The 22,310-nt window shown below is 61.6% G+C and carries 18 protein-coding genes; 10 read left to right on the top strand and 8 right to left on the bottom strand.

Translation table 11 applies throughout. The annotated features are described in order from the left end of the window. The first annotated feature begins 38 nt into the window (after nucleotides 1–38). The 3 genes from ACB033_RS18340 to ACB033_RS18330 all read left to right on the top strand — a co-directional run bounded on the left by ACB033_RS18340 (nucleotide 39) and on the right by ACB033_RS18330 (nucleotide 3,163). Complete coding sequence (locus ACB033_RS18340) at nucleotides 39–377, top strand: tRNA-binding protein (RefSeq protein WP_005342042.1); 339 nt, start codon at nucleotides 39–41, stop codon at nucleotides 375–377. A gap of 166 nt (nucleotides 378–543) precedes the next feature. After that, nucleotides 544–1,980, top strand: coding sequence for an amino acid permease (locus ACB033_RS18335; protein ID WP_139726287.1), 1,437 nt, complete (start codon nucleotides 544–546; stop codon nucleotides 1,978–1,980). 211 nt (nucleotides 1,981–2,191) lie between these two features. Next, a complete protein-coding gene (locus ACB033_RS18330; RefSeq protein ID WP_139726286.1) occupies nucleotides 2,192–3,163 on the top strand; it encodes a bile acid:sodium symporter family protein in 972 nt (323 codons plus the stop codon). Nucleotides 3,164–3,220: 57 nt separating this feature from the next. Here the strand turns inward: ACB033_RS18330 and ovoA are convergent, their stop codons facing one another. After that, nucleotides 3,221–5,371 (bottom strand): 5-histidylcysteine sulfoxide synthase, encoded by a 2,151-nt coding sequence (ovoA, locus tag ACB033_RS18325; RefSeq protein WP_139726285.1) that lies wholly within the window; start codon nucleotides 5,369–5,371, stop codon nucleotides 3,221–3,223. Nucleotides 5,372–5,735: 364 nt separating this feature from the next. On the opposite strand from ovoA, the gene ACB033_RS18320 reads away from it, so the two are divergent. Next, nucleotides 5,736–6,458, top strand: a complete 723-nt coding sequence (locus ACB033_RS18320; RefSeq protein WP_139726284.1) for a head GIN domain-containing protein — start codon at nucleotides 5,736–5,738, stop codon at nucleotides 6,456–6,458. 53 nt (nucleotides 6,459–6,511) lie between these two features. On the opposite strand, the gene fghA is transcribed toward ACB033_RS18320, so the two are convergent. After that, on the bottom strand, nucleotides 6,512–7,348 hold the full coding sequence (gene fghA, locus ACB033_RS18315) for an S-formylglutathione hydrolase (protein WP_117405638.1): 837 nt from the start codon (nucleotides 7,346–7,348) through the stop codon (nucleotides 6,512–6,514). Between the two features lie 49 nt (nucleotides 7,349–7,397). Beyond that, nucleotides 7,398–8,525, bottom strand: coding sequence for an S-(hydroxymethyl)glutathione dehydrogenase/class III alcohol dehydrogenase (locus ACB033_RS18310; protein ID WP_005307638.1), 1,128 nt, complete (start codon nucleotides 8,523–8,525; stop codon nucleotides 7,398–7,400). A gap of 119 nt (nucleotides 8,526–8,644) precedes the next feature. Between ACB033_RS18310 and ACB033_RS18305 the strand changes: the two genes are divergently transcribed. After that, nucleotides 8,645–9,550 (top strand): LysR substrate-binding domain-containing protein, encoded by a 906-nt coding sequence (locus ACB033_RS18305; RefSeq protein ID WP_005307641.1) that lies wholly within the window; start codon nucleotides 8,645–8,647, stop codon nucleotides 9,548–9,550. A gap of 60 nt (nucleotides 9,551–9,610) precedes the next feature. On the opposite strand, the gene ACB033_RS18300 is transcribed toward ACB033_RS18305, so the two are convergent. The 4 genes from ACB033_RS18300 to ACB033_RS18285 all read right to left on the bottom strand — a co-directional run bounded on the left by ACB033_RS18300 (nucleotide 9,611) and on the right by ACB033_RS18285 (nucleotide 14,442). After that, complete coding sequence (locus ACB033_RS18300) at nucleotides 9,611–10,576, bottom strand: ABC transporter permease (RefSeq protein WP_024943032.1); 966 nt, start codon at nucleotides 10,574–10,576, stop codon at nucleotides 9,611–9,613. Nucleotides 10,577–10,578: 2 nt separating this feature from the next. After that, the gene (locus ACB033_RS18295; protein WP_024943031.1) at nucleotides 10,579–11,697 is read right to left on the bottom strand and encodes an ABC transporter permease; all 1,119 of its coding nucleotides are present in this window, start codon (nucleotides 11,695–11,697) and stop codon (nucleotides 10,579–10,581) included. Between the two features lie 82 nt (nucleotides 11,698–11,779). After that, the gene (locus ACB033_RS18290; protein WP_139726283.1) at nucleotides 11,780–13,360 is read right to left on the bottom strand and encodes an ABC transporter ATP-binding protein; all 1,581 of its coding nucleotides are present in this window, start codon (nucleotides 13,358–13,360) and stop codon (nucleotides 11,780–11,782) included. An 83-nt stretch (nucleotides 13,361–13,443) separates the two neighbouring features. Further along, entirely contained in the window at nucleotides 13,444–14,442 is a 999-nt protein-coding gene (locus ACB033_RS18285) for a BMP family protein (RefSeq protein ID WP_024943029.1), read from the bottom strand. A gap of 492 nt (nucleotides 14,443–14,934) precedes the next feature. Between ACB033_RS18285 and ACB033_RS18280 the strand changes: the two genes are divergently transcribed. From ACB033_RS18280 to ACB033_RS18260, 5 genes are all read left to right on the top strand, one after another. Then, nucleotides 14,935–16,845 carry a hypothetical protein gene (locus ACB033_RS18280; protein ID WP_139726282.1) on the top strand — a complete coding sequence of 637 codons (1,911 nt, stop codon included), beginning with the start codon at nucleotides 14,935–14,937 and terminating at the stop codon, nucleotides 16,843–16,845. 64 nt (nucleotides 16,846–16,909) lie between these two features. Continuing rightward, nucleotides 16,910–17,311 (top strand): hypothetical protein, encoded by a 402-nt coding sequence (locus ACB033_RS18275; RefSeq protein WP_162519973.1) that lies wholly within the window; start codon nucleotides 16,910–16,912, stop codon nucleotides 17,309–17,311. 68 nt (nucleotides 17,312–17,379) lie between these two features. After that, on the top strand, nucleotides 17,380–19,551 hold the full coding sequence (uvrD, locus tag ACB033_RS18270; RefSeq protein WP_139726280.1) for a DNA helicase II: 2,172 nt from the start codon (nucleotides 17,380–17,382) through the stop codon (nucleotides 19,549–19,551). A 537-nt stretch (nucleotides 19,552–20,088) separates the two neighbouring features. Next, complete coding sequence (locus ACB033_RS18265) at nucleotides 20,089–20,211, top strand: hypothetical protein (RefSeq protein WP_265342823.1); 123 nt, start codon at nucleotides 20,089–20,091, stop codon at nucleotides 20,209–20,211. A gap of 249 nt (nucleotides 20,212–20,460) precedes the next feature. Beyond that, nucleotides 20,461–21,606, top strand: a complete 1,146-nt coding sequence (locus tag ACB033_RS18260; RefSeq protein WP_099358843.1) for a DUF1963 domain-containing protein — start codon at nucleotides 20,461–20,463, stop codon at nucleotides 21,604–21,606. Between the two features lie 54 nt (nucleotides 21,607–21,660). On the opposite strand, the gene ACB033_RS18255 is transcribed toward ACB033_RS18260, so the two are convergent. After that, on the bottom strand, nucleotides 21,661–22,191 hold the full coding sequence (locus ACB033_RS18255) for a transposase (protein ID WP_139726278.1): 531 nt from the start codon (nucleotides 22,189–22,191) through the stop codon (nucleotides 21,661–21,663). Nucleotides 22,192–22,310 lie beyond the last annotated feature (119 nt).

The following is a 22,310-nucleotide window of genomic DNA, read 5'->3' as shown; positions in this document are numbered from 1 at the left end:
GCCACCCGCAAACCGTTGAACCAGAGAAGGAGAAGAGCATGAGCGAGACGATCGAGTTTGCCGAATTCAAGCGGGTCGAGATGAAGGTGGGCAAGGTGCTGGAGGTGGTGCGCCACCCCGGGGCCGACAAGCTCTACATCGTCCAGATCGACGTGGGGGGCGAGCGGCCGCTGCAGACCGTCACCAGTCTGGTGCCTTACTACAGCGAAGAGGAGCTGATGGGCAGCGAGGTGGTGGTGCTGACCAATCTCAAACCCACCAAAATGCGCGGAGAGCGCTCCGAGTGCATGTTGCTCTGCGCCGAGACTCCGGACGAGAGCCAGAGTGTGCTGTTGCAGCCGCGGGTGCCGATGGCACCGGGCACTCCGATCGTTTGAGTGGTTTTGCGAGCCGGTGCGGGAGACGGCACCGGTTCACCAACGAGGCCGTCCAAGCGGCCCGTTCATAACAAGAGAGTAAAGCGCGGGGCCGACAGACCCTTGCCAAACACATCACAGAGTCACAGCGTTACCCGCGGGGAGCGCGAGTCCACTGGAGGACACCATGTCTGAATCCGTACGCGGCACCATAGGCAAGTTTGCCCTGTTGTCGATGACCTTTGCCGCCGTGTTCAACGTGCGCAACATCGTCAACAACAACATCGAGCTGGGGCTCAGCTCCGCCCCCATCTTCCTGCTGGCGACCCTCGTCTACTTCATTCCGTTCGTCTTCATCATCGCCGAGTTCGTTTCGGCCAACAAAAACTCCGAGTCGGGGATGTACGACTGGCTGAAAAAACCGCTCGGCACCCGGATGGCCTATCTGGGCTCGTTTCTCTACTGGTTCGTGAACCTGTTCTGGTTCGTCTCATTGCTGCCCAACGTCATCGCCTACGCCTCCTACGCCATGCTGGGGTACGAGTACAGTTTCTCGCCCATGGTCACCTCGGTCATCTCCATCGTACTGTTTGCGGCGGCGACCCATATCTCCACCAAGGGGGCGAGCTGGCTCGGCAAGATTGCCGAAATCGTGGCCTACGGGGTGTTTGCCCTGTTCGCCATCTATGTGCTGGGCGCCCTGATGGCCCTGAGTGGCGACCATGTGCCGGCCCAGCCCATCACCCTGGAGGCGATGACTCCCACTGTCAACTGGGCGACGCTGGGCATCATGTGCTGGATCTTCCAGGCGGCGGGCGGTGCCGAGACAGCGGCGGCCTACCTCAATGACGTGAAGGGGGGCCAGAAGTCCTTCATCAAGGTGATCATCAGCGCCGGTATCGTCATCGGTGCCATGTATGCGGTCGGTTCCCTGCTGGTGAACGTGTTCGTACCGCGCGAGAGCCTCACCTATGCCGGCGGCATGGTGGAGATCTTCACCGGCATGGCCCAGTACTTCGGGCTCTCCGAGGCGCTGGTGGGCCGCTTCGTCGGCGTGGTGCTGTTCATCGCCATGTTCGGCTCCATGATGATGTGGACCTCGGCGCCGGTGAAGATCCACTTCTCCGAGATCCCGCAGGGGGTTTACGGCGAGAAGACCACCCAGCTCAACGAACACGGCGTACCGGTACGCGCCGCCTGGTGGCAGTTTGCCTTCGTGTTCGTGATGCTGGTGGTCAACGGCTTCGGCTCCGAGTCGGTGCAGCAGATGATGAACACCGCCATCAATCTCACTGCAGGGACAGCCATGCTGCCGCCGATCTTCATCATGGTGGCCTACTTCGTGTTCCGCTGGAAACATGACGACACCCCGCGCGAGTTCCGCATGGGATCGCGCAAGTTCGGCATGGCGGTGGTGTCGGTGCTGATCGCCATCTTCGTGGTGAGCATGAGCGCCTCCGCCTTCCCAGCCGGGGTGGATCTGGTGCGCGCCTTCTTCATCAACGTCTTCATGACGGCGGTCTTCTCGGCGCTGGCCTACTGGTGGATCTCCCGCTTCGAGAAGCGCCAAGCCCGCAAGCAGGCAACTGGTACAGCCAGCGGCAAGCTGGCCAAACAGAGCTGAAGCACAAGGCTGGCCGGATCCGGTGGCCAGCCGGGCTTGCTTAATTTCCGGCGGATAAAGGGGGGTCGCTCAACTTTGCGCCTCCCGCTTATCGGGGTAAGCTGGGGCTCCGTTTCAACAGGAGCTGTGCCACAGCTCCTGTTGTGTTTCCTGTCGTCCCCGATCACCGGCCCCGCGCGGGGACGGGATCTGCTTTCACCGGAGACCGCTCGTGCGTCTGGATCCCTTTACCTCTGTACTGATCGTGGTGGTCGCGCTGGCCTCCTTCTTCCCCTGCGAGGGGCAGGTGGCCGTCTGGTTCGGTCTACTGACCAAGCTGGCGGTGGCGCTGCTCTTCTTCATGCATGGTGCCAAGCTGTCGCGCCAGAACCTGCTGGCGGGCCTCGGCCACTGGCGGTTGCACCTGGTGGTGATGGCGAGCACCTTCGTGCTGTTTCCGCTGCTGGGGCTGCTGCTCACGCCACTGGTGCCCCACTGGCTGAGCCCGGCCATCTACCTCGGTTTCCTCTACCTCTGCGCCCTGCCTGCCACTGTGCAGTCGGCCATCGCCTTCACCTCCATGGCTGGCGGCAATGTGTCGGCGGCGGTGTGCAGCGCCTCGGCCTCCAGCATCCTCGGTATCTTCCTCTCGCCGGTGCTGGTGGGGCTGATGATCAATGTGCAGGGTGAGGGGGTCGATACCTGGCACTCCATTCAGGCCATCATGGTGCAGCTGATGCTGCCGTTCGTGGTGGGCCACCTGTCGCGCCCGCTCATCGGCCGCTGGGTCGACAGCCACCGGCCGCTCATCGGCAAGCTGGACCAGAGCTCCATCCTGCTGGTGGTCTATGTGGCCTTCAGCGAGGCGGTGGTGCAGGGGATCTGGCACCAGGTAGGCTGGTACGATCTGGCCAGCATAGTGCTGCTGAGCTGCGTGCTGCTGGCACTGGTGCTGGGCTGGAACGTCTGGATCAGCCGCCGCCTCGGCTTCAACAGGGCGGACGAGATCACCATCGTCTTCTGCGGCTCCAAGAAGAGTCTGGCCAACGGGGTGCCCATGGCCAACGTCATGTTCCCGGCCGCCAGCGTCGGGGTCATGGTGCTGCCGCTGATGATCTTCCACCAGATCCAGCTGATGGTGTGCGCCGTGCTGGCCCGCCGCTACCGTGAGCAGGAGGTCGTGCCCCAGGCGCAGCAGGGGTAAGCCGTCCGGATAAAAAAGAGGGAGGCCATGGGCCTCCCTCTTTCGTTTGCAGCATTGTCAGCGTTTGCGCCAGACGGTGAGCTGGGCCACCGTGTGCTGGTACTTGCGGGCGGTCTCGCGAATGACGAAGGGGACGTCCCTCGGGGGCATGTGCTCCTCGAACTCCTCCGCCAGCAGCCGCTGCAACGACTGATAGGTGCCGAGGGCCTCGCCGTTCTCGCGCACACCGCCGAGCCAGTTGGTCTTGGGGGTGTAGTCGGTCAGCCAGGTGTAGGGGCTGGTGAGCACCAGCAGGCCGCCGCTGCGAAGGCGCGGAGCGATGTCCCGCAGGAAGCGGGCAGGTTCCCGCAGCCGGTCGATCAGGTTGGAGGCGAGCACCAGATCGTAGTCCGCATACTTGGGCTTGAGGTTGCAGGCATCCCCCTGGCTGAAGTGAACGCGATCGGCCTGCTCGCGGCCGAGCTCATGGCGGGAGAGCCGCGCCTCGCAATACTCCACCAGCTCCCCCTCCACCGGCACCGCGTAGCGGAAGCTGTCCTGGCTGGCGAGCGCCAGCGCCACGTCGATGAAGCGGGCCGAGTAGTCGACCCCGTCCACGTGGGCGAAGTGGCGGGCCAGTTCGAAGCTGGCGCGGCCGGTGGCGCAGCCGATGTCCAGTGCCCGTTCATGGCGGCTGCACAGCTCGCTGGCAAGGCCGGCCAGAGCCTGGGCGTAGTTGGCGACCCCGAAGTGGCTTGGGCCGTACTGGAAGTCGAGGTACTGAGCGACCAGCGTGTCGGTTTCATAGGGATTCACGATGACGGGCTCCTGATGGCGGGATACCAGATAGCGGAAGCCCGCATGCTGGAAGAAGTGGCGACGGAAGGCGTAGCGGGAGGACTTGAGCGCCTCGTTGCCGGTACTGATCCAGCTGCCCCCCTTGATGAGGGTGTGTTTGCCGTCGAAGGTGGGGGTGGAGAAGTCGTCGTAGAGGGGGTGCACCTTGAACCCCTCGAAGCCGTCGATGGCGGTGCTGGTCCACTGCCAGACGTTGCCCACCAGATCGAAGAAGCTGCCCTGCGGACAGGCATCCACCGGACAGGAGGACGCGAAGCGAGCCAGGTTGATGTTGCCGGGCGCCTCGATCCAGTCCGGCTGGTCACCAGCCAGCTGTTCGCGCAGCAGCATCCACTCCGCCTCGCTCGGCAGCTGGATGGGCAGGCCGGTCTGGGCCGCCTGCCAGCGGCAGAAGGCGGCGGCCTCCAGCTGGTTCACCTCCGCCGGCCAGTCCCAGGGCATAGGAACCTGCCTTGTCATCAGCCGTAGTTGCAGTTGCTCAGGTTCGAGGGGGTCGCCGACCCAGAAGGTGGGCATGCGCGCCCCGGCATACTGGCGCCAGCCCCAGCCTTCGTCATCCCACCAGGCACGGGTCTCGTAGCCGCCCGCCTGCACGAAATCGAAAAATTCTGCGTTGCTCACCAGCATGCGGCTGGCCTGGAAGGGGGCCAGTTCGATGTGGCGCTCGCCATATTCGTTGTCCCAGCCGTAGGTGGCGTCCTGTTTGCCAAGCCGCACCCGGCCGCCGGCCACCGGCAGCAGGGTGTTGGCGGGCACCTCGTCACGGCGATGGCGCGCCTCGGGGCAGACCGGCCACTGGGGCTGGCTGCGTACCCAGGCCAGCGGCAGCTGGCGGATCAGTACGCTGGAGGTCTCGAGGTGGATACGCTCGTGCTCTATCCCCATCAAGATGACCCAGGCCGGGCTCTGCCAGTCGATGGGCAGGGTCAGCGGCATCCGCTCGATGAAATCACACACCAGGGCGCGCACCCGGCCACGATAGTCGCGCAGCTCGCTGACGGAGGGCCAGTCGTAGTGGGTCTCGTCCAGATCGTCCCAGCTCATCTCATCCACCCCGATGGCGACCATGGCCTCGATGTGGGCGTCGAGTCGCCCCTCGATGAGGCGGGCCGCCAGCAGCTTGTTGATGAAGAAGGCGGCGGTGTGGCCGTAGTAGAAGATGAGCGGGTGGCGCAGGGGGATCGCCTTGTCAAACCAGGCGCGCTTGTCGGCCAGGCAGTCGAACAGCGAGTCGTAGAGATCGAAGGTCTGGCAGAAGTAGGCGAGCAGCTCGCGGCGCTTGTGTTCGGGATCGCTGCCGGTCAGCAGCGGGGTACGGGTCGGTTCCGGCAGGCCGGTGGCGGTGGAATAGAGAAGAGTGGCTTGGGTCACGCTCTGACTCCTTGTTGGCAGTGAAGACTGACAAGACAGTGGTAATGGCATTACCGCAATGGAGAGCTTTGTACGCACAAGGTACCACTATTGGCTCAACAGACCGGCTCGGCAACCAAAAACTTCCACGGCTTGTCAGCATAGCGACCCCGCGAACGGCTCGCCAGCCAACCCTCCGCCTGCCCGTTCGGGGATGGTCAGATTCGCCATTTTATGGTCTGAATGACTCTCAACTTGCTGTGGTTATGTGGTGTAAGAATGGATATCGTCTTGTAAATCATGTGGTTGATTAACTGGCACAGGCTTTGCGATGGATGCTGACCAAGGGGCCGCGACTGGCCAATACACAATGAGGAGAGTGGCGATGAAATGGATGATGGGCGTGGTGCTGGCGGTCGGGCTCAGCGGGTGCAGCTGGCTGGATGATACCCGGGTGAGCGGGGCAGGGGCCGTGATCGAGCAGCAGCACGGGATGGGCCGGCAGGTGACCCGGGTGCTGGCCGGGGTGCCTGCCAGTGTCCATCTGGTGGCCGGCGAGCCGCGTGGGGTACACATCCGTGGGCAGGAGAACCTGCTGCCTTACCTGGTGCTGAGCGAGCGGCGCGACAAGCTGGAGATCGAGGTGAAGGATGGCTACCGGCTCGACCCGACCGAACCGCTGGAGATCACCATCACCCTGCCCGCGCTCCATGAGCTGGCGCTGGCAGGGGTTGCCAGCGGCGAGCTGCGCGGCTTCAAGGGGGAGGCGCTGGTGCTGTCGGTGGCTGGGGTCGGCGACATCGTTGCCGACGGGCTCGAGCTGGATCGACTGGAGGGCAACATCGCGGGAGCGGGCAGCCTGGATCTGGGGAACAGCACGGCGAGGGCCGTCGAGCTCAACATCGCCGGCTCGGGGGATGTGCTGGGGACCGGGCTCAAGGGGCGCGAAGTGGAGGTCAATATCGCCGGCAGCGGCGATGTGGAAGTACGAGCGCAGGATCGGCTCAAGGTGGGCATCGCCGGCTCTGGCTCGGTCAGCTACTGGGGTGATCCCGTGTTGCAGAGCGAGATTGCCGGCTCCGGCGAGGTGAGCCGGCAGGGCAGCTGAATGGTCTTGTCCACCGACAAGAAGAAAACAGGCCCGTCACGGGCCTGTTTCGATCAGAGGTGGCGGGCGTGAAAGCGCAGGTGCGCCTCGATAAAGCTCGCCACGAAGTAGTAGCTGTGATCGTACCCGGGGTGGCGGTTGAGTTCCAGCGGCCACTCCTTGCTGGCGGCCACATCGGCCAGGGCATCGATGTGCAGCTGTTCGGCCAGGAAGGGATCGTCCAGCCCCACGTCTACCAGGGTCGGCAGTGGTTTGACCGACTCATTGCGCAGCAGCTGGCAGGCGTCCCACTCCTGCCACAGCAGGGGGTTGTTGCCGAGGTAGGCACCGAGCGCCTTCTGGCCCCAGGGGCAGCGGCTCGGGTGGCTGATGGGGCTGAAAGCCGACACCGAGCGGTAGCGACCCGGCTCGCGCAGGGCGGCGATGAGCGCCCCGTGGCCACCCATGGAGTGGCCGCTGATGGCGCGCTTCGTCGAGACCGGGAAGTGGGTCTCGATGAGCTCGGGTAGCTCGCGGGTGACGTAGTCGTACATCTGGTAGTGATCGCGCCAGGGGTGCTGGGTGGCGTTGACGTAGAAGCCTGCGCCCATGCCGAGATCGTAACCGGGATCGTCCGCCACCTCTTCACCGCGCGGGCTGGTGTCCGGCGCCACCAGGGCGATGCCGAGCTCGGCGGCGATGCGCTGGGCGCCCGCCTTCTGCATGAAGTTTTCATCGGTGCAGGTGAGGCCGGAGAGCCAGTAGAGCACGGGCACCTTCTGGCCGGTGAGGGCCTGGGGCGGCAGATAGATGGCGAAGCGCATCTCGCAACCCAGCACCTCGGAGGCGTGGCTGTAGCGCTTGTGCCAGCCGCCGAAGCTCTTGTTGCTGCTGATTATGTCCAGATTCATCGGGGGAACTCCTGCACCCCGCCCACGGTGGCGGGCGGGGTGATCATGCTCAGTAGTGGATGACGCTGCGGATGCTCTTGCCTTCGTGCATCAGATCGAACGCCTCGTTGATCTGCTCCAGTCCCATGGTGTGGGTGATGAAGTCATCCAGCTTGAACTCGCCCTGCATGTAGCGCTGCACGTAGCTCGGCAGCTCGCTACGACCGCGCACGCCGCCGAAGGCGCTGCCGCGCCAGACCCGGCCGGTGACCAGCTGGAACGGACGGGTGCTGATCTCCTGGCCGGCGCCGGCCACGCCGATGATGACCGACTCGCCCCAGCCCTTGTGGCAGCACTCCAGCGCCGCGCGCATCACCTTGACGTTGCCGATGCACTCGAACGAGAAGTCGACGCCGCCGTCGGTGAGCTCGACGATCACCTCCTGGATGGGCTTGTCGTAGTCGTTCGGGTTGATGCAGTCGGTGGCGCCCAGCTTGCGGGCCAGTTCGAACTTGCTCTCGTTGATGTCGATGGCGATGATGCGGCCGGCCTTGGCCAGGCGAGCGCCGATCACGGCGGAGAGGCCGATGCCGCCCAGCCCGAAGATGGCGACGCTCTCACCCTCTTTCACCTTGGCGGTGTTCATCACGGCGCCGATGCCGGTGGTGACGCCGCAGCCGAGCAGGCAGACCTCTTCCAGCGGGGCGGCCGGGTCCACCTTGGCGATGGAGATCTCGGGCAGTACCGTGTACTCGCTGAAGGTGGAGGTGCCCATGTAGTGATAGATGGGCTGGCCATCCTTGGAGAAGCGGGTGGTGCCGTCCGGCATCAGCCCCTTGCCCTGGGTGGCGCGGATCTTCTGGCACAGGTTGGTCTTGCCGGATTTGCAGAATTTGCACTCGCCACACTCGGGGGTGTAGAGCGGGATCACGTGATCGCCCACCTTGACGCTGGTGACGCCCTCGCCGACGGATTCAACGATGCCGCCCCCCTCGTGGCCGAGGATGCAGGGGAAAACCCCTTCTGGATCTTCACCGGAGAGGGTGAAGGCATCGGTGTGGCAGACGCCGGTGGCGACGATGCGCACCCGCACTTCGCCCGCTTGGGGCGGCATGACCTCGACTTCTTCGATGGAGAGGGGCTGGCCCGGGCCCCAGGCGATGGCGGCCTTACACTTGATGCTTTGAACCTGTGCCATGACGGATGTCCTTATTGTTGAGCAGGGTGAGGAGAATGGGTTCGGACATCCAGTGTAGTTTCCCGCTTATTTGGTGATAATAAGGCGAAATCTGAAATCACTTTTACAGACAGGTAATAATGTTCGGCTGGGAAGGGATCTGTGAATTTGTCAGCGTGGCGGAGCAGGGGGGCTTTACCCCGGCGGCGCGCAAGCTGGGGGTGTCGGTGGCGCAAGTCAGCCGGCAGGTGGCACAGCTGGAGGATCGGCTACAGGCCAAGCTGCTGCTGCGCACCACCCGTCAGGTGCGGCTCACCGAGCTCGGCGAGATCTACTATCGCCACTGTCGCCAGCTGCTGGACAACCTCTACGAGGCGGAGCTGGCGGTGGGGCGCCATCAGGCTGTGCCGCAGGGCACCCTGCGCATCACGGCCCCGGTCTCCTACGGCGAGAGCCGTATCGCCCCGCTGGTGAACGACTTCATGGTGCGCTTTCCCCAGCTGGAGGTGACCCTCAACCTCACCAACCAGCTGCTCGATCTGGTGCACGAAGGCTACGATCTGGCGCTGCGGCTCGGCCACCTCAAGGACTCCAGCCTGGTGGCGCGCAAGCTGGCGCAGCGGGTGCCCTATGTGTGCGCCTCGCCCGCCTACACCGCCCGCCACGGCATGCCCAACAGCCTCTCCGAACTCACCCGCCACACCTGCCTGGTGGGCAACAGCGACGAGTGGCACTTCACCCTGGATGGCCGCCCCCACAGCGTGCGGGTGCACGGACTGCTGCACTGCAACAGCGGCCACGCCCTGCTGGATGCGGCGCTCAAGGGGATCGGCATCATCCAGCTGCCGGACTACTACGTGAGCGACCACCTGGCCCAAGGCGAGCTTATCGAGCTGCTGCCGGAGCTGCGGGCGCCGGCGGAGGGGATCTGGGCCCTCTATCCCCACAACCGCCATCTCTCTCCCAAGGTGCGGCTGCTGGTGGACTATCTGGCGGAGCGCCTCAGCGATCCCCATCAGCCCGCGCTGGTGCGCCCCGTCGGCTGAGCTTAGCTCAATAAAAAAGGCCCGCTTGTGCGGGCCTTTTGCATGGCATGAAGGGGGGGACTATTCCCGCTCCTTGACGTAGGGGGTGCCGAGCGCCTTGGGTGCCACCGCCTTGCCGATGAAGCCGGCCAGCAGGAACACGGTCAGGATGTAGGGCAGTGCCTCGATGGCCTGCACCGGGATCGGGAAACCGCCGATGCTGACCCCTTGCAGCCGGATGGCGACCGCATCGAGGAAGCCGAACAGCAGGCAGGCCGCCATGGCGTTCCAGGGGCGCCACTTGCCGAACACCAGTGCCGCCAGCGCCATGAAGCCCTTGCCCGCGCTCATGTTGGGGATGAACTGGGCAGTCTGGGCCACTGCCAGGTAGGTACCGCCGATACCGGCCAGCAGGCCGCCGATGATGAGCGCGGTGTAGCGCATGCGCACCACAGAGATACCGGCGGTGTCGACCGCTGCCGGTGCCTCGCCCACCGCCCGCAGACGCAGGCCGAAGCGGGTACGGAACAGCACCCACCAGGCCAGCGGCACGGCGGCGAACGCCACGTACTCCAGCAGGGAGTGGCCGCTCAGCAGCTCGCTGTAGAGCTGGCCAACGACAGGCACGTCATACAGCTCCTTGGCATAGGGCAGGTCGATGGGGGCGAAGCGGGCCGCGCCGGACAGCGCCGGGGTCTGACCGCCCTGATCGAACCAGTAACGGCCCAGGGTGACGGTCAGGCCGGCCGCCAGGATGTTGATGGCCATGCCGCTCACCACCTGATCACCGCGGTGGGTGATGGTGGCAAAGCCGTGCATCAGGGCGAACAGGATGGAGACGCCCACCCCGGCCCCCAGCCCAATCCAGGCAGAGCCGGAGACGGCTGCCGCCGCCGCGCTGGCGAACGCCGCCGCCAGCAGCTTGCCCTCCAGGGCGATGTTGACCACCCCGGAGCGCTCACAGAACATGCCAGCCATGGCCGCCAGAATGAGTGGCGGCGCGGTGCGGATGGTGGCATCCAGCATCAGGATCAGAATTTCGAACATGATCAGGCCCCCTTGGCTTGCGCGGCTGAGCGGTTGGCAAACGCCAGATAGAGCTGCTCGATACGCGGACGCATCATGTGCTCAAGGGCGCCACAGAACAGGATCACCAGACCCTGCAACACCACCACTATGTTGCGGTCCACCCCGAACTCGAAGCTCAGCTCGGCGCCGCCCTGATAGAGGAAGCCGAACAGCAGGCTGGCGATGATGACGCCGACCGGGTGGTTACGGCCCATCAGTGCCACTGCTATGCCGGTGAAGCCGAAGCCCTCCACGAAGTTGAGCTTGATCTGGTGCAGTTCACCCTGCAGCACGTTGAGGGCGAAGAAGCCCGACAGCATGCCGGAGATCACCATGGCCAGGATCACCACCTTGGGATAGGAGATGCCGGCATAGGCGGACGCACTCTGGCTGGCGCCGACCGAGCGGATCTCGTAGCCCCAGCGGGTATGCCAGATGAAGACCCACACCAGGGCCGCGCAGAGCAGTGCCCAGAAGAAGCTGATGTTGAGCGGGCTGTTCGACATCTCCATGCCGAATGCCCCCGCCAGTTCGCTCATCTTCGGCAGCCAGCTCGCCTCGGCGAACACCTTGCTCTCGGTGGCCATGGAGCCCGCCGGCTTGAACACCTCGACCAGCAGGTAGGCCATCAGGGAGGCGGCGATGAAGTTGAACATGATGGTGGTGATGACGATGTGGCTGCCGCGCTTGGCTTGCAGCCAGGCCGGGATGAAGGCCCAGGCCGCACCGAACAGGCCGCCGGCGATGATGGCCAGCGGCAGCAGCAGGGCGAACGGCAGGGAGTCACCCAGCAGCAGACAGACCAGACCGACGCCGAGGCCGCCGATATAGGCCTGCCCCTCGCCACCGATGTTGAACAGACCGGCGTGGAAGGCCACCGCCACCGACAGACCGGTAAAGATGAAGCCGGTCGCGTAGTAGAGGGTGAAACCGACCCCTTCACCGGTGCCGAAGGCGCCGTACCACATGATCTCGGCGGCATCGACCGGGTTGATGTCGAGGTAATAGAACAGGATGGCCGACACCAGGAAGGCCAGCAGGATGTTGACCGCAGGCAGTACGCCCACGGAGATCCAGGCAGGGATACGTGCTTGGCTCATGGGCGAGCCTCCTTGGCAATCTGGTCGGAGACGGGGGGGTTGACCATCAGCAGGCCGAATCCGTTACAAGTGGCGGTGAGCTTCATGATGTGGCTCCTTGTGATTGGCTTGCCGCCACCTCGTCAGGAACTATGTTCGCCATCATCAGACCGATGGTGCGTTCATCCGCCTTGGCGGCATCCAGCTCACCGACGATGCGACCGTCGGCGATGACCAGGATGCGGTCAGAGAGGCTCATGATCTCGTCCAGCTCCACCGACACCAGCAACACCGCCTTGCCCTTGTCGCGCATGGCAATGATCTGCTGGTGGATGTACTCGATGGCGCCGATGTCGACCCCGCGGGTCGGCTGGCCGATCAGCAGCACGTCCGGGTCCTGCTCCACTTCCCGGGCGATCACCAGCTTCTGCTGGTTGCCGCCGGAGAAGTTGGCGGTCTTGTGTTCGGGGTGGGGCGGGCGCACGTCCCACTTGTCCATCTTGGCCTGGCAATCCTGCAGGATCGCCTCCTTGTTCTGCAGCCAGCCCTTGTTGTACTGGGGGCGGCGGTGATAGCCAAGGATGAAGGCCTCTTTCGCCTCGAAGCGGTTGATGAGCCCCATCTTGTGTCTGTCTTCCGGCACGTGGCCGAGACCGAAGTTGCGCACCCGCTCCGGGTCGGCCGGGTGGCTGGCGCTCACCTCGTGGGCCTGACCGTTGCCGGTGATGGTGAAGCTGCCCTTGCTCGGTTTGAGGATGCCGCCGAGCAGGCTGAGCAGTTCGGACTGGCCGTTGCCGGAGACGCCGGCGATGCCGACCACTTCACCGGCTCGCACCTCGAAGCTGACGGATTTGACCCGCTCCACCTTGGCGTCGTCCACATAGCTGAGGCCATTGACCTTGAGCTTGGCGTCGCCTGGCTGGGTCGGCCCCTTGTCGACCTTGAGGCGCACCTTGCGGCCCACCATGAGTTCGGCCAGCTGCTCCTTGTCGGTATCCTTGGTGGCGACGTGGGCCACCATCTCGCCCCGGCGCATGATGGAGACCTGATCGGTGATGGCCAGGATCTCCCGCAGCTTGTGGGTGATGAGGATGATGGTGGCGCCCTGATCGCGCAGCTTCTTGAGCACCTCGAACAGGTGATCCGCCTCTTGCGGGGTCAGCACCCCGGTCGGTTCATCCAGGATCAGGATGCGGGCGCCGCGATAGAGCGCCTTGAGGATCTCGACCCGCTGTTGCAGGCCCACCGGCAGATCCTCGACCTTCTCGTGCAGCGGCACTTCGAGGCCATAGTCCCGCGCCAGCTCGCCCAGCAGCTTTTCGGCCGCCGCCAGGCTCTGGCCCAGGTGCCAGCCGTTTTCCGCGCCGAGAATGACGTTTTCTAGCACTGTAAAATTGTTCACCAGCATAAAGTGCTGGTGCACCATGCCCACGCCGGCGGCGATCGCATCTTGTGAGCCATGGGGTTTGAAGGGGTTGCCGTCGATGAACATCTCGCCTTTGTCGGCGTGGTAGAAACCGTAGATGATGCTCATCAGGGTCGACTTGCCGGCGCCATTTTCGCCGACGATGCCGTGAATGCTGCCTTTACGAACCTTAAGGTCGATCTGCTTGTTGGCGTACACTTCGCCAAACCGCTTATCGATACCCCTTAATTCGATGGCATAGCGATCTGTCTGGTCCATGATGCAGTCCTTGCGGGTCATGAAAAGAGACTAAAAACCGGCCCGTGCGGGCCGGTCGTTGGGTTGAGAGTAGTAGCGGTTACTCAGTATTTGCAGGTGCTGTCGCTCATATAGTCGTGCACCTTGACCTTGCCGGAGATGATCTCGGCCTTGATGGCCTCCACCTTGGCTTTCATCTCGGGGGTGATCAGCTTCTCGTTGTCTTTGTCGAGAGCCCAATCCACCCCGCCCTCGGCCAGGCCCAGGTTCTTGATACCCGGTTTCCAGGTGCCCTTGGCGGCGTCATCCCAGGTCTGGTAGGCGGCCAGGCCCACCGACTTGACCATGGAGGTCAGCATGGTGCCCGGTTGCAGGTGGTTCTGGTTGGAGTCCACGCCGATGGCCAGTTTGCCTTCGTCCTTGGCGGCCTGGTAGACACCGATGCCGGTACCGCCGGCGGCGGCATAGACAACATCGGCGCCCTTGGCGAACTGGGACTTGGCCAGTTCAGCACCCTTGGCCGGGTCAGCAAACGCCGCCGGGGTGGAGCCGGTCATGTTCTGGAACACTTCGATCTTCGGATTGACGTACTTGGCGCCCTGCTCGTAGCCGCACTCGAATTTGCGGATCAGCGGGATGTCCATGCCGCCCACGAAGCCGACCTTGCCGCTCTTGGAGGCGATGGCCGCCAGCGCGCCCACCAGGAAGGAACCTTCATGCTCCTTGAAGATGACGGACTGGACGTTCGGCTTGTCGACCACCATGTCGATGATGGTGAACTGGGTTTTCGGGAATTCGGTCGCGACCTTCTCTACCGCGGAACCCATGTTGAAGCCGACGGCCACGATCGGGCCATTGCCACGGCTGGCCAGACGACGCAGACCCTGCTCACGCTGGGCTTCGTTCTGGGGTTCGAACTCCTTGACCTTGACGCCTTTGTCCTTGTTGTAGACTTCGACGCCATTGCGGAACACGGCTTCGTTGAACGATTTGTCGAATTTGCCTGCGGTGTCGTAGATGACGGCGGGCTGGGAGGCTGCCTGGGCAGAAAGGGCAGCGAGAGTGAGGGCGGCAACGGTGGCCAGCTTGAGCACTTTAGTCACGATCGTATCCTTGATTGTTATGTGAGGGTCCACAACCTGCCGGGGCAGGCCATAAAGCACGCCGGCTAACTGTAAGTGAGCCGTGGTACGGGTCAAGGAGATCATAAAGGAAAAACGTTTGCGTTAACGGTTTGAAATATAAGCAAATGACTTTATAAGTTGTTGTTTTGATGCCTGTTTTTAGATTTAAATTCTGTGAATAATTGGCTCCAAATGACATTTCTGTTTGTATTCATGAGGTTATAAGCAAGCGTTTTCACATGATGACCAATATTTGAGTCTCTATTAGCGCCCTTTAATGGTTTGGTATCAGTATCTTTCGTTACTAGCACTAGTTGGATAGTGCCCCAGATAGTGGATTTGCCGGCGGGAGTGAACGAGCTCATATAGCTGCACATTGCCGCTTTTCATATGAGTACTCTTGTGTATTATGCGACTCGACTGAGCTTCCCTGATGGGGGCGTGTTTTTTCACTTATTCGAGCGATAAAAAATGAAAAAAAATGTGCTGAGTGCAGCAGTGGCTTGCGTATTGTCAGGTGTCATGTTGACCGCTTGTGGAGGTGGCGGCGACGAAGGTGGCAACAGCGGTGGTGGCACCGACACCGGCAGCAAGCCCCTGCACACAGCGATTTTCCTCGATGCTGCCGTTGCTGGCCTCAACTACCGGTGCGCCAATTACAGCAGCATCACCAACGCCAATGGTGAGTTTCTGTTCAATGATGGCGACAGCTGTTCCTTCACTCTGGGCAACCAACTGCTGGGTTCGGTGACGCTCAAGGCTGGTAGTTCTTTGGTCACTCCCTATACCTTGGCGGGTGATGACAAGAACAAGGCAATCCGCATCGCAACCCTGTTGCAAACTCTCGACAGTGATAACAACCCGGAAAATGGTATTACCCTCGACAAGGCACAGGTCGCACAACTGGGGATCATCGAATTAGGTAGCGATGACGCCTTTAACACCTCACTGGTCGAGGCCCTGAAAACGGCAGGCCTGACCAAGGATGTCGTCTCCCTGGCCGCAGCAAAAGACCATCTCTCTGCCACTCTGGCGGGTGTCAATGGCCGCTCTGTCGCGGTCGCCAAGGTGCTCTCTGATCTGCAAGCACTGACTGACCTGAAGAATCTGGATGCTGAGAGCAAGCTCAAGGACTACAAAGGCACCCTGCAGGCTGAAACCACAGAGAGTGGCAAGGTAGATCGCCAGATAGTGCTGGCGATGCTATCCATGCTCGAGGTGACCAACAACCCCGTTGTTGCCGAGCGGCTGGGCTTCGTATCTTCTTCCGTGGGCAGTGGTTACAGTTCCAATCTGGCCAAGGTTATCGACGTGATCATCCACACCCCCGGTACCGCTTCAGTGGTGCTCAAAGGTGGCAAGGGTTACACCCATGATGTTGCCCAGCTGATGGGCGCCTATGCCGACAGCATGGAGAAAGTCGCTGCAACTTTGGCCGACATCCAGGATCCGGATTACAGCGCTACCTATGGTGATGACGAGTCTGTCACTCTCAACTTCGACGGCGCCAAGGCCCTGCGGGCCTCGGCGATGGCGATGGCATCGGCACTCAATATTGCTGCCTCCTACCAGTACGGTCCGGACAACGCCTATGCCACCCAGGAAGAAGAGGTGACCTTGCCACGTATGCACATCAAACAGTCCTGGGGCATGCAGCCAAGCACCACTTATGAAGAGAGCGCCAGCACCTTCAAGGCTCAGTTCAGTCAGCTGGATATCGAGCCGGACACCCTGGTGAATCATGCCGACTTCTTCCGTTTGACTGATGATGCCAAGGTGCGTTTGGGCAAGGCCAAGGCGCAGTTAAAGGATGCCGTGAGCCTCGCACTGACCGTCGATCAGGGCAAGCTGGATGAGTCGCTGACCCAGGAGGAGATCGAGGCCAATACTGCTACCCTGAAGCAGCTGGCTGACCATTTCTCGGGCAAGGTGGCCACTATCCAGTGGGAAAACGGCAAGATCGAGTATGTCAACACTGACATGAGTTGGGAGCCTCAGAGCGTAGGGGTGAAATACAACATCAATGTGCTGCCTTTCTTTGATGAGATGCTGGATCGTAGTGACATAGTCATCAAGGTGACTGGCGCCTGTGACGGCTCGCTGGGAGTCAGGGATCCTGAGTTGTCTAAGTCTTTGGGGGAACCTATGTGTCTAATCTCTAGCGATGAGTTCAAGGCTCTCGCCGCAAGTGATCGTGGCGTGTTGAAGTACATCGGCTGGATGCAGGAAGATCAATACAGCCATACCGATATCTATGCCAAGGGGGTGGGTTATGACTGGTCAACCCAGATGACGCCGGTGGCCGGGTCGACCTTTGACAAGGTATTCGTCTCCTGTACCGACCTGGATGACAACAAGGTCAGCTGTGCCGATCGGCTGTAAACCAGTGGGAGCGCTCCTGACGGGAGCGCTCCTGTTGTGGATGCCGGTGGCACAGGCTGCCGGCATGCTGACGCGCTACACCGATTATCGGGAGCGTGTCTTCGATCGTCAGGGTCAGTTGCAATATCAATTGACCACCCACGAATACTTGCAGCGGATGCCCAGCGGGCGTCCGTCATTGTCCAGTCTGTTTGCGTTGCGAGAGATGCAACGAGCATCACTGCAGCTCAAGCAGGGCACCTTGATGGTGGGTGCCGTCATCGTGCGCTTCGAGCATGGGCATTATCAGGACGGCATGCTGATGATGGGGAACACGGAAGTGACCCTGCCTGAGGGGCGCATGCTGGCCGCTTCACTTCGATTTGATCCCGTCCAGCAGGTGCTGGATGCCCCCCGCGCCCGGCTGCTCAGCTTTTCCGGTGAGGTACTGGGCCAATACCGTGACTATCACCGCCCCCTTCGTTGATCCTGCCGGTTGGTCTCTGGCGGCTCAGGCCGTATAATCCCCGCCTGTATAAATAAACAGGAGTGGTGATGGACGTTTCAACCCTGCTCGACGGGCTCAATGACAAGCAAAGAGACGCGGTGGCGGCCCCCCGTTGCAACCTGCTGGTACTGGCCGGTGCCGGTTCGGGCAAGACCCGGGTGCTGGTGCACCGTATCGCCTGGCTGATGCAGGTGGAACGCTGTTCACCCTTCTCCATCATCGCGGTGACCTTTACCAACAAGGCGGCGGCCGAGATGCGCGGCCGGGTCGAAAAAGTGATAGGCGACGACGTGCGCGGCATGTGGATCGGCACCTTCCACGGCATCGCCCACCGCCTGCTGCGGGCCCACCATCTGGATGCGGGGCTGCCGCAGGACTTCCAGATCCTCGACTCCGACGACCAGTACCGGCTGATCCGTCGGGTGCTCAAGGCGCTCAACCTCGACGAGAAGCACTGGGCCCCGCGCGCCGTGATGGGCTACATCAACGGCAAGAAGGATGAAGGGCTGCGCCCCGGCGACATCGACCTCTATGGCGACCCCGTCACCCGCACCTATCAGCAGATCTACAAGACCTATCAGGAGACCTGCGATCGCTCCGGGCTGGTGGACTTCGCAGAACTCCTGCTGCGCGCCCACGAGCTGTGGCTCAACAAGCCGCACATCCTCGAGCACTACCGCGACCGCTTCCAGAACATCCTGGTGGACGAGTTCCAGGATACCAACGGCATCCAGTACGCCTGGTTGCGGATGCTGGCTGGCGACACCGGCAAGGTGATGATCGTCGGCGACGATGACCAGTCCATCTACGGCTGGCGCGGCGCCAAGATAGAGAACATCCAGCGCTTCCTGACCGACTATCAGGGGGCCGAAACCATCCGCCTCGAGCAGAACTACCGCTCCACCGCCAATATCCTGAAAGCGGCCAACAGCGTCATCGCCAACAATGCCGAGCGCCTTGGCAAGGAGCTGTGGACCGAGGGGGCCGAGGGCGAGCCGATTTCGCTCTATGCCGCCTTCAACGAGGTGGACGAGGCCCGCTTCGTGGTCGGCCGTCTCAAGGACTGGAAAGAGAAGGGCGGTTTGCTCGCCGACTGCGCCATCCTCTATCGCTCCAACGCCCAGTCGCGGGTGCTGGAAGAGGCGCTGATGCAGGACGCCATGCCGTACCGCATCTACGGCGGCCTGCGCTTCTTCGAGCGCCAGGAGATCAAAGACGCCATGGCCTACCTGCGCCTCATCAACAACCGTGGTGACGACGCCAGCTTCGAGCGGGTGGTCAACACCCCGACCCGGGGCATCGGCGATCGCACCCTGGAGATATTGCGCAACAACGCTCGCGATCAGGGCCAGAACCTGTGGCAATCGGCCAAGGCGCTGCTCAACGACAAGGTGCTGACCGGCCGTGCCGGCAACGCGGTGCGCGGCTTTGTCGAGCTGATCGACGCGCTGGAGGAGCAGGTCTCCCTGCTGCCGCTGCACCAGCAGGCGGATATCGCCATCCAGAACTCCGGCCTCAAGGCGATGTATCTGGCGGAAAAAGGCGAGAAATCCCAGGCGCGGGTAGAGAACCTGGACGAACTGGTCACCGCCTGCCGCCAGTACCAGCGCCCGGACGAGCTGGAAGACATGAGCGATCTCTCCGCCTTCCTCGCCCACGCGGCGCTGGAATCCGGCGAGAATCAGGCGGACGAATACGCCGATGCGGTGCAACTGATGACATTGCACAGCGCCAAGGGGCTGGAATATCCCCTGGTGCTGCTGGTGGGGGTGGAAGAGGGGATGTTCCCCAGCCAGCAATCGACCGAGGAGTCGGGCCGCCTGGAGGAGGAGCGCCGCCTCTGTTACGTCGGCATGACCCGCGCCATGGAGAAGCTCTACATCTGTTATGCCGAGAGCCGCCGCATCTACGGCCGCGAGATGTTCCACAAGCCGAGCCGCTTTATCCGCGAGATGCCCGCCGAGTGTCTGGAAGAGATCCGGCTGCGCACCCAGGTCAGCCGCCCCACCCAGTACGGCCGCTTTAGCCAGAACGAGGTGCAGCAGAGCTTTGACGTCAGCGGCATCAAGCTGGGCCAGCGGGTGCTCCATCCGAAATTCGGGGAAGGGATTGTGCTCAACTTCGAAGGGGTCGGCCAGCAGAGCCGGGTGCAGATCCAGTTCGACGACGTCGGCGCCAAGTGGCTGGTGACGGCGTATGCGAGATTGGAGGCGCTTTAATCCCCTCACCCTGACCCTCTCCCAACGGGAGAGGGGTTCATCCCCGAGATAGTCTTTGCCTCCTTCTCCCATGGTGGGAGAGGAGCTTGTTCTCGAGATCGTCTTTGCTTCCTTCTCCCATGGCGGGAGAGGGGCCTGTTTCCGAGATCGTCTTTGCTCCCTTCTCCCCTTGCGGGAGAAGGGTTGGGGATGAGGGGCGCTTTCTGATGGCACGGCTGGCGCCGTGCAGGACGCGAGGGCATGGCCCTCGACAGGGTTTCGCCCGCCCTTCGGGCTTGGGCGAGTGACTTTGGAAAGACCCAAAGTCACCAAAGGTCTTCTCCCCCACCAATCCGACCGCTTCGCGGTTGCCCTCGGGTCAGTCACAAGGTCGGACGGAGCGCCGCAGATGGGGCATCCATGCCCCGCTGCGGCTGCGCCATCATCCCTGATGGCGCTCCTGACCTTGTGCCTTCCCCTCGGCGGATTGGAGGGGGATCAATACCGTGCCAGCCTCTGACTTTGGTGTTCCTGCACGGCCGTTTTAGTCAGAACGAAGTGCAACAGATCTTCGAAGCCAGCGGCATCATGCTCGGCCAGCAGAGCCGGGGGCAGATCCAGTTCAACGACGTCGGCGCCAAGTGGCTGGTGACTGCGTATGCCAGATTGGGTGCGCTCTGATTTCTTCCGTCTTTTGATATAACCAACCCGGCTTTAGGCCGGGTTGGTTATATCCGTTATCGCAACATATTTAATGACGCGATCGTCCGAATGTGATTCGCTATTTGAGCCTATGAGCCCGTTATTTGATTGATCCCAAGCGGAGAAGATCATAGGGCAATTAGCAAACTGTGGCCTATCGATCCCACTACCAAGTGACCGGGTTACCAAAGGCAGGGGGGGCATAATAATTTTTTTGGTGAGGTAAATATGGATATGTTGTTAGCAGAAAATTCCCCCATTCGTCAGCAGTTGCTCGAGCAAAAGCTGGCACAGTTTAAAGACCCCAAGCTTGCCAACGTTCTCTCGGCGTTTATGCGCAGTAGTGTCGACCTCTATCCCTGCGCAAACGAAGACTATGCCCAGTTAGGTAACAGCCGATTGGGTGGATTGCCGGATTTGCCTGTCGGCATGGATTATCCGGTGACTTTGGTTGGAAGGGAGGAGATGCTGGATGGCTATGTTGAGAGCTTTGGTCATACTCGCGAGTTTATTAATGAGCATTGGCGGGAGGACTGGCAGGACGACTGGGAGGCTGATGAGGCGCATCTTTGGGATTGGGACGAGGCGGCGCAGGCCTTTCGTGTGCCCATGCAATTTATCGCACAAATCAATTGTAGCGAACTGAAGGCGTTTCAATCTTACTTGCCCCGAGAAGGGCGACTGTTATTCTTTTTGGAGCGCTGGCGATTCTCGGAAATGCTTCGCGGCCATGTCTATTATGTCGCTGAAGATCAGCAGCTTAACTCTGGGAAAACGATTGTCGAACCTAAGTTCGACGAGGCTGTCTGTGCAAATTATGAGTATGAGGCGGCTTATCAACTTCAGGGGATTGCTAGCATTAAGATGATAGCCACTGACATGATTAATAATGACAACCCGCATTTAGTAGGGTTAGCCAAGGCTCGTTTACAAGCGCTACCAGAACCGCAACAAGCCATGGTGCTGGAGGCCCTTGAGGTTGTAGATGATGAATTGGCACCAGAGTGGCAAGAGCAGCTCAAGGGCTATGAGCTGATACAATTGAATGAGCACGGGTTTATCCCTGGTCAGATTCTCACTCAATCGCAATGGGCTAATACCGACTGGCAGTCACCCAACTTACAGGCATTGCTCGTCCCCGAGCAGCCGCTGCCGTATTATGATGGTATCGCCAGCATTAACAGCCATGGTGATAGTCGCTATAAAGCCCCCGAACTTCACGCTGCGGCTGAATTAGGCGGCAATGCCGAAGATTATCTGGTGCTGCTCAAAGTCCTCTATAGTGAGCACTCTATGCGGTTGAATTTTATTGTCCACCGAGAGGATTTAACGTTAGGAAGATTCGATCGTATTTACTGCATCTATGACTACTAGATAGCCCGTAGATCGCGTAATCGGACGTTCACAAGGGCATGACCCTTGAGAGGTTTACTCCAATCCCCCCAACGTCCCCTCTACCGACCCGCACCAATCCTGCGGATAGACGCCGCTCGCCACGTAACGATGGAAGGTGGAATACGGCCAATCGGCCACCCGGGTGACATGACCATGCTTGAGCGGGTTGATATGGACATAATCCATATGGTGGCGGTAATCCCGCTCATCCCGGATCAGGTGTTCCCAGTAGTGGCGCTGCCAGATGCCCCGCTCCCCGTGGCGTAGCCGGGTCTGGCTGCGGCGCTCGTTCACCGGCAAGGCGCGAGAAAAGTGGCTTTTGATCAGCCGCCAACGCAGGGGGAAGTCGGTGTCCCCCTCCGGCAATGAGAGAATGCAGTGGAGATGGTCGGGCAACACCACCCAGGCGTGAATGGCGAAGGGGTGAGCCTGTTGCACCTTGGCAACGCTGTGGCGCAGCAGGTCGATCTGCTCCACCAGCAACCGGTTGTTGCGCCGCTCCAGCAGGTTGACGGTAAAGAACCAGGTTCCGCCGGGCCACCATGCCCGCCGCCAATTGGCCATGCCCTTCCTCTCGCCTCGGCCGAAAAGCCAAGCATAGCCTTGCCTCACTTCTATCTGCTTGCAGGCCATGATGACGCGGATGTTCCATTACGCGATCGTCCGATTACGCTTCGCTAATC

The sequence above is a fragment of the Aeromonas sp. S15(2024) genome (genome assembly GCF_041402265.1).
Lineage (GTDB): Bacteria > Pseudomonadota > Gammaproteobacteria > Enterobacterales > Aeromonadaceae > Aeromonas > Aeromonas dhakensis.
This window is presented reverse-complemented; position numbering and strand designations above follow the sequence as displayed.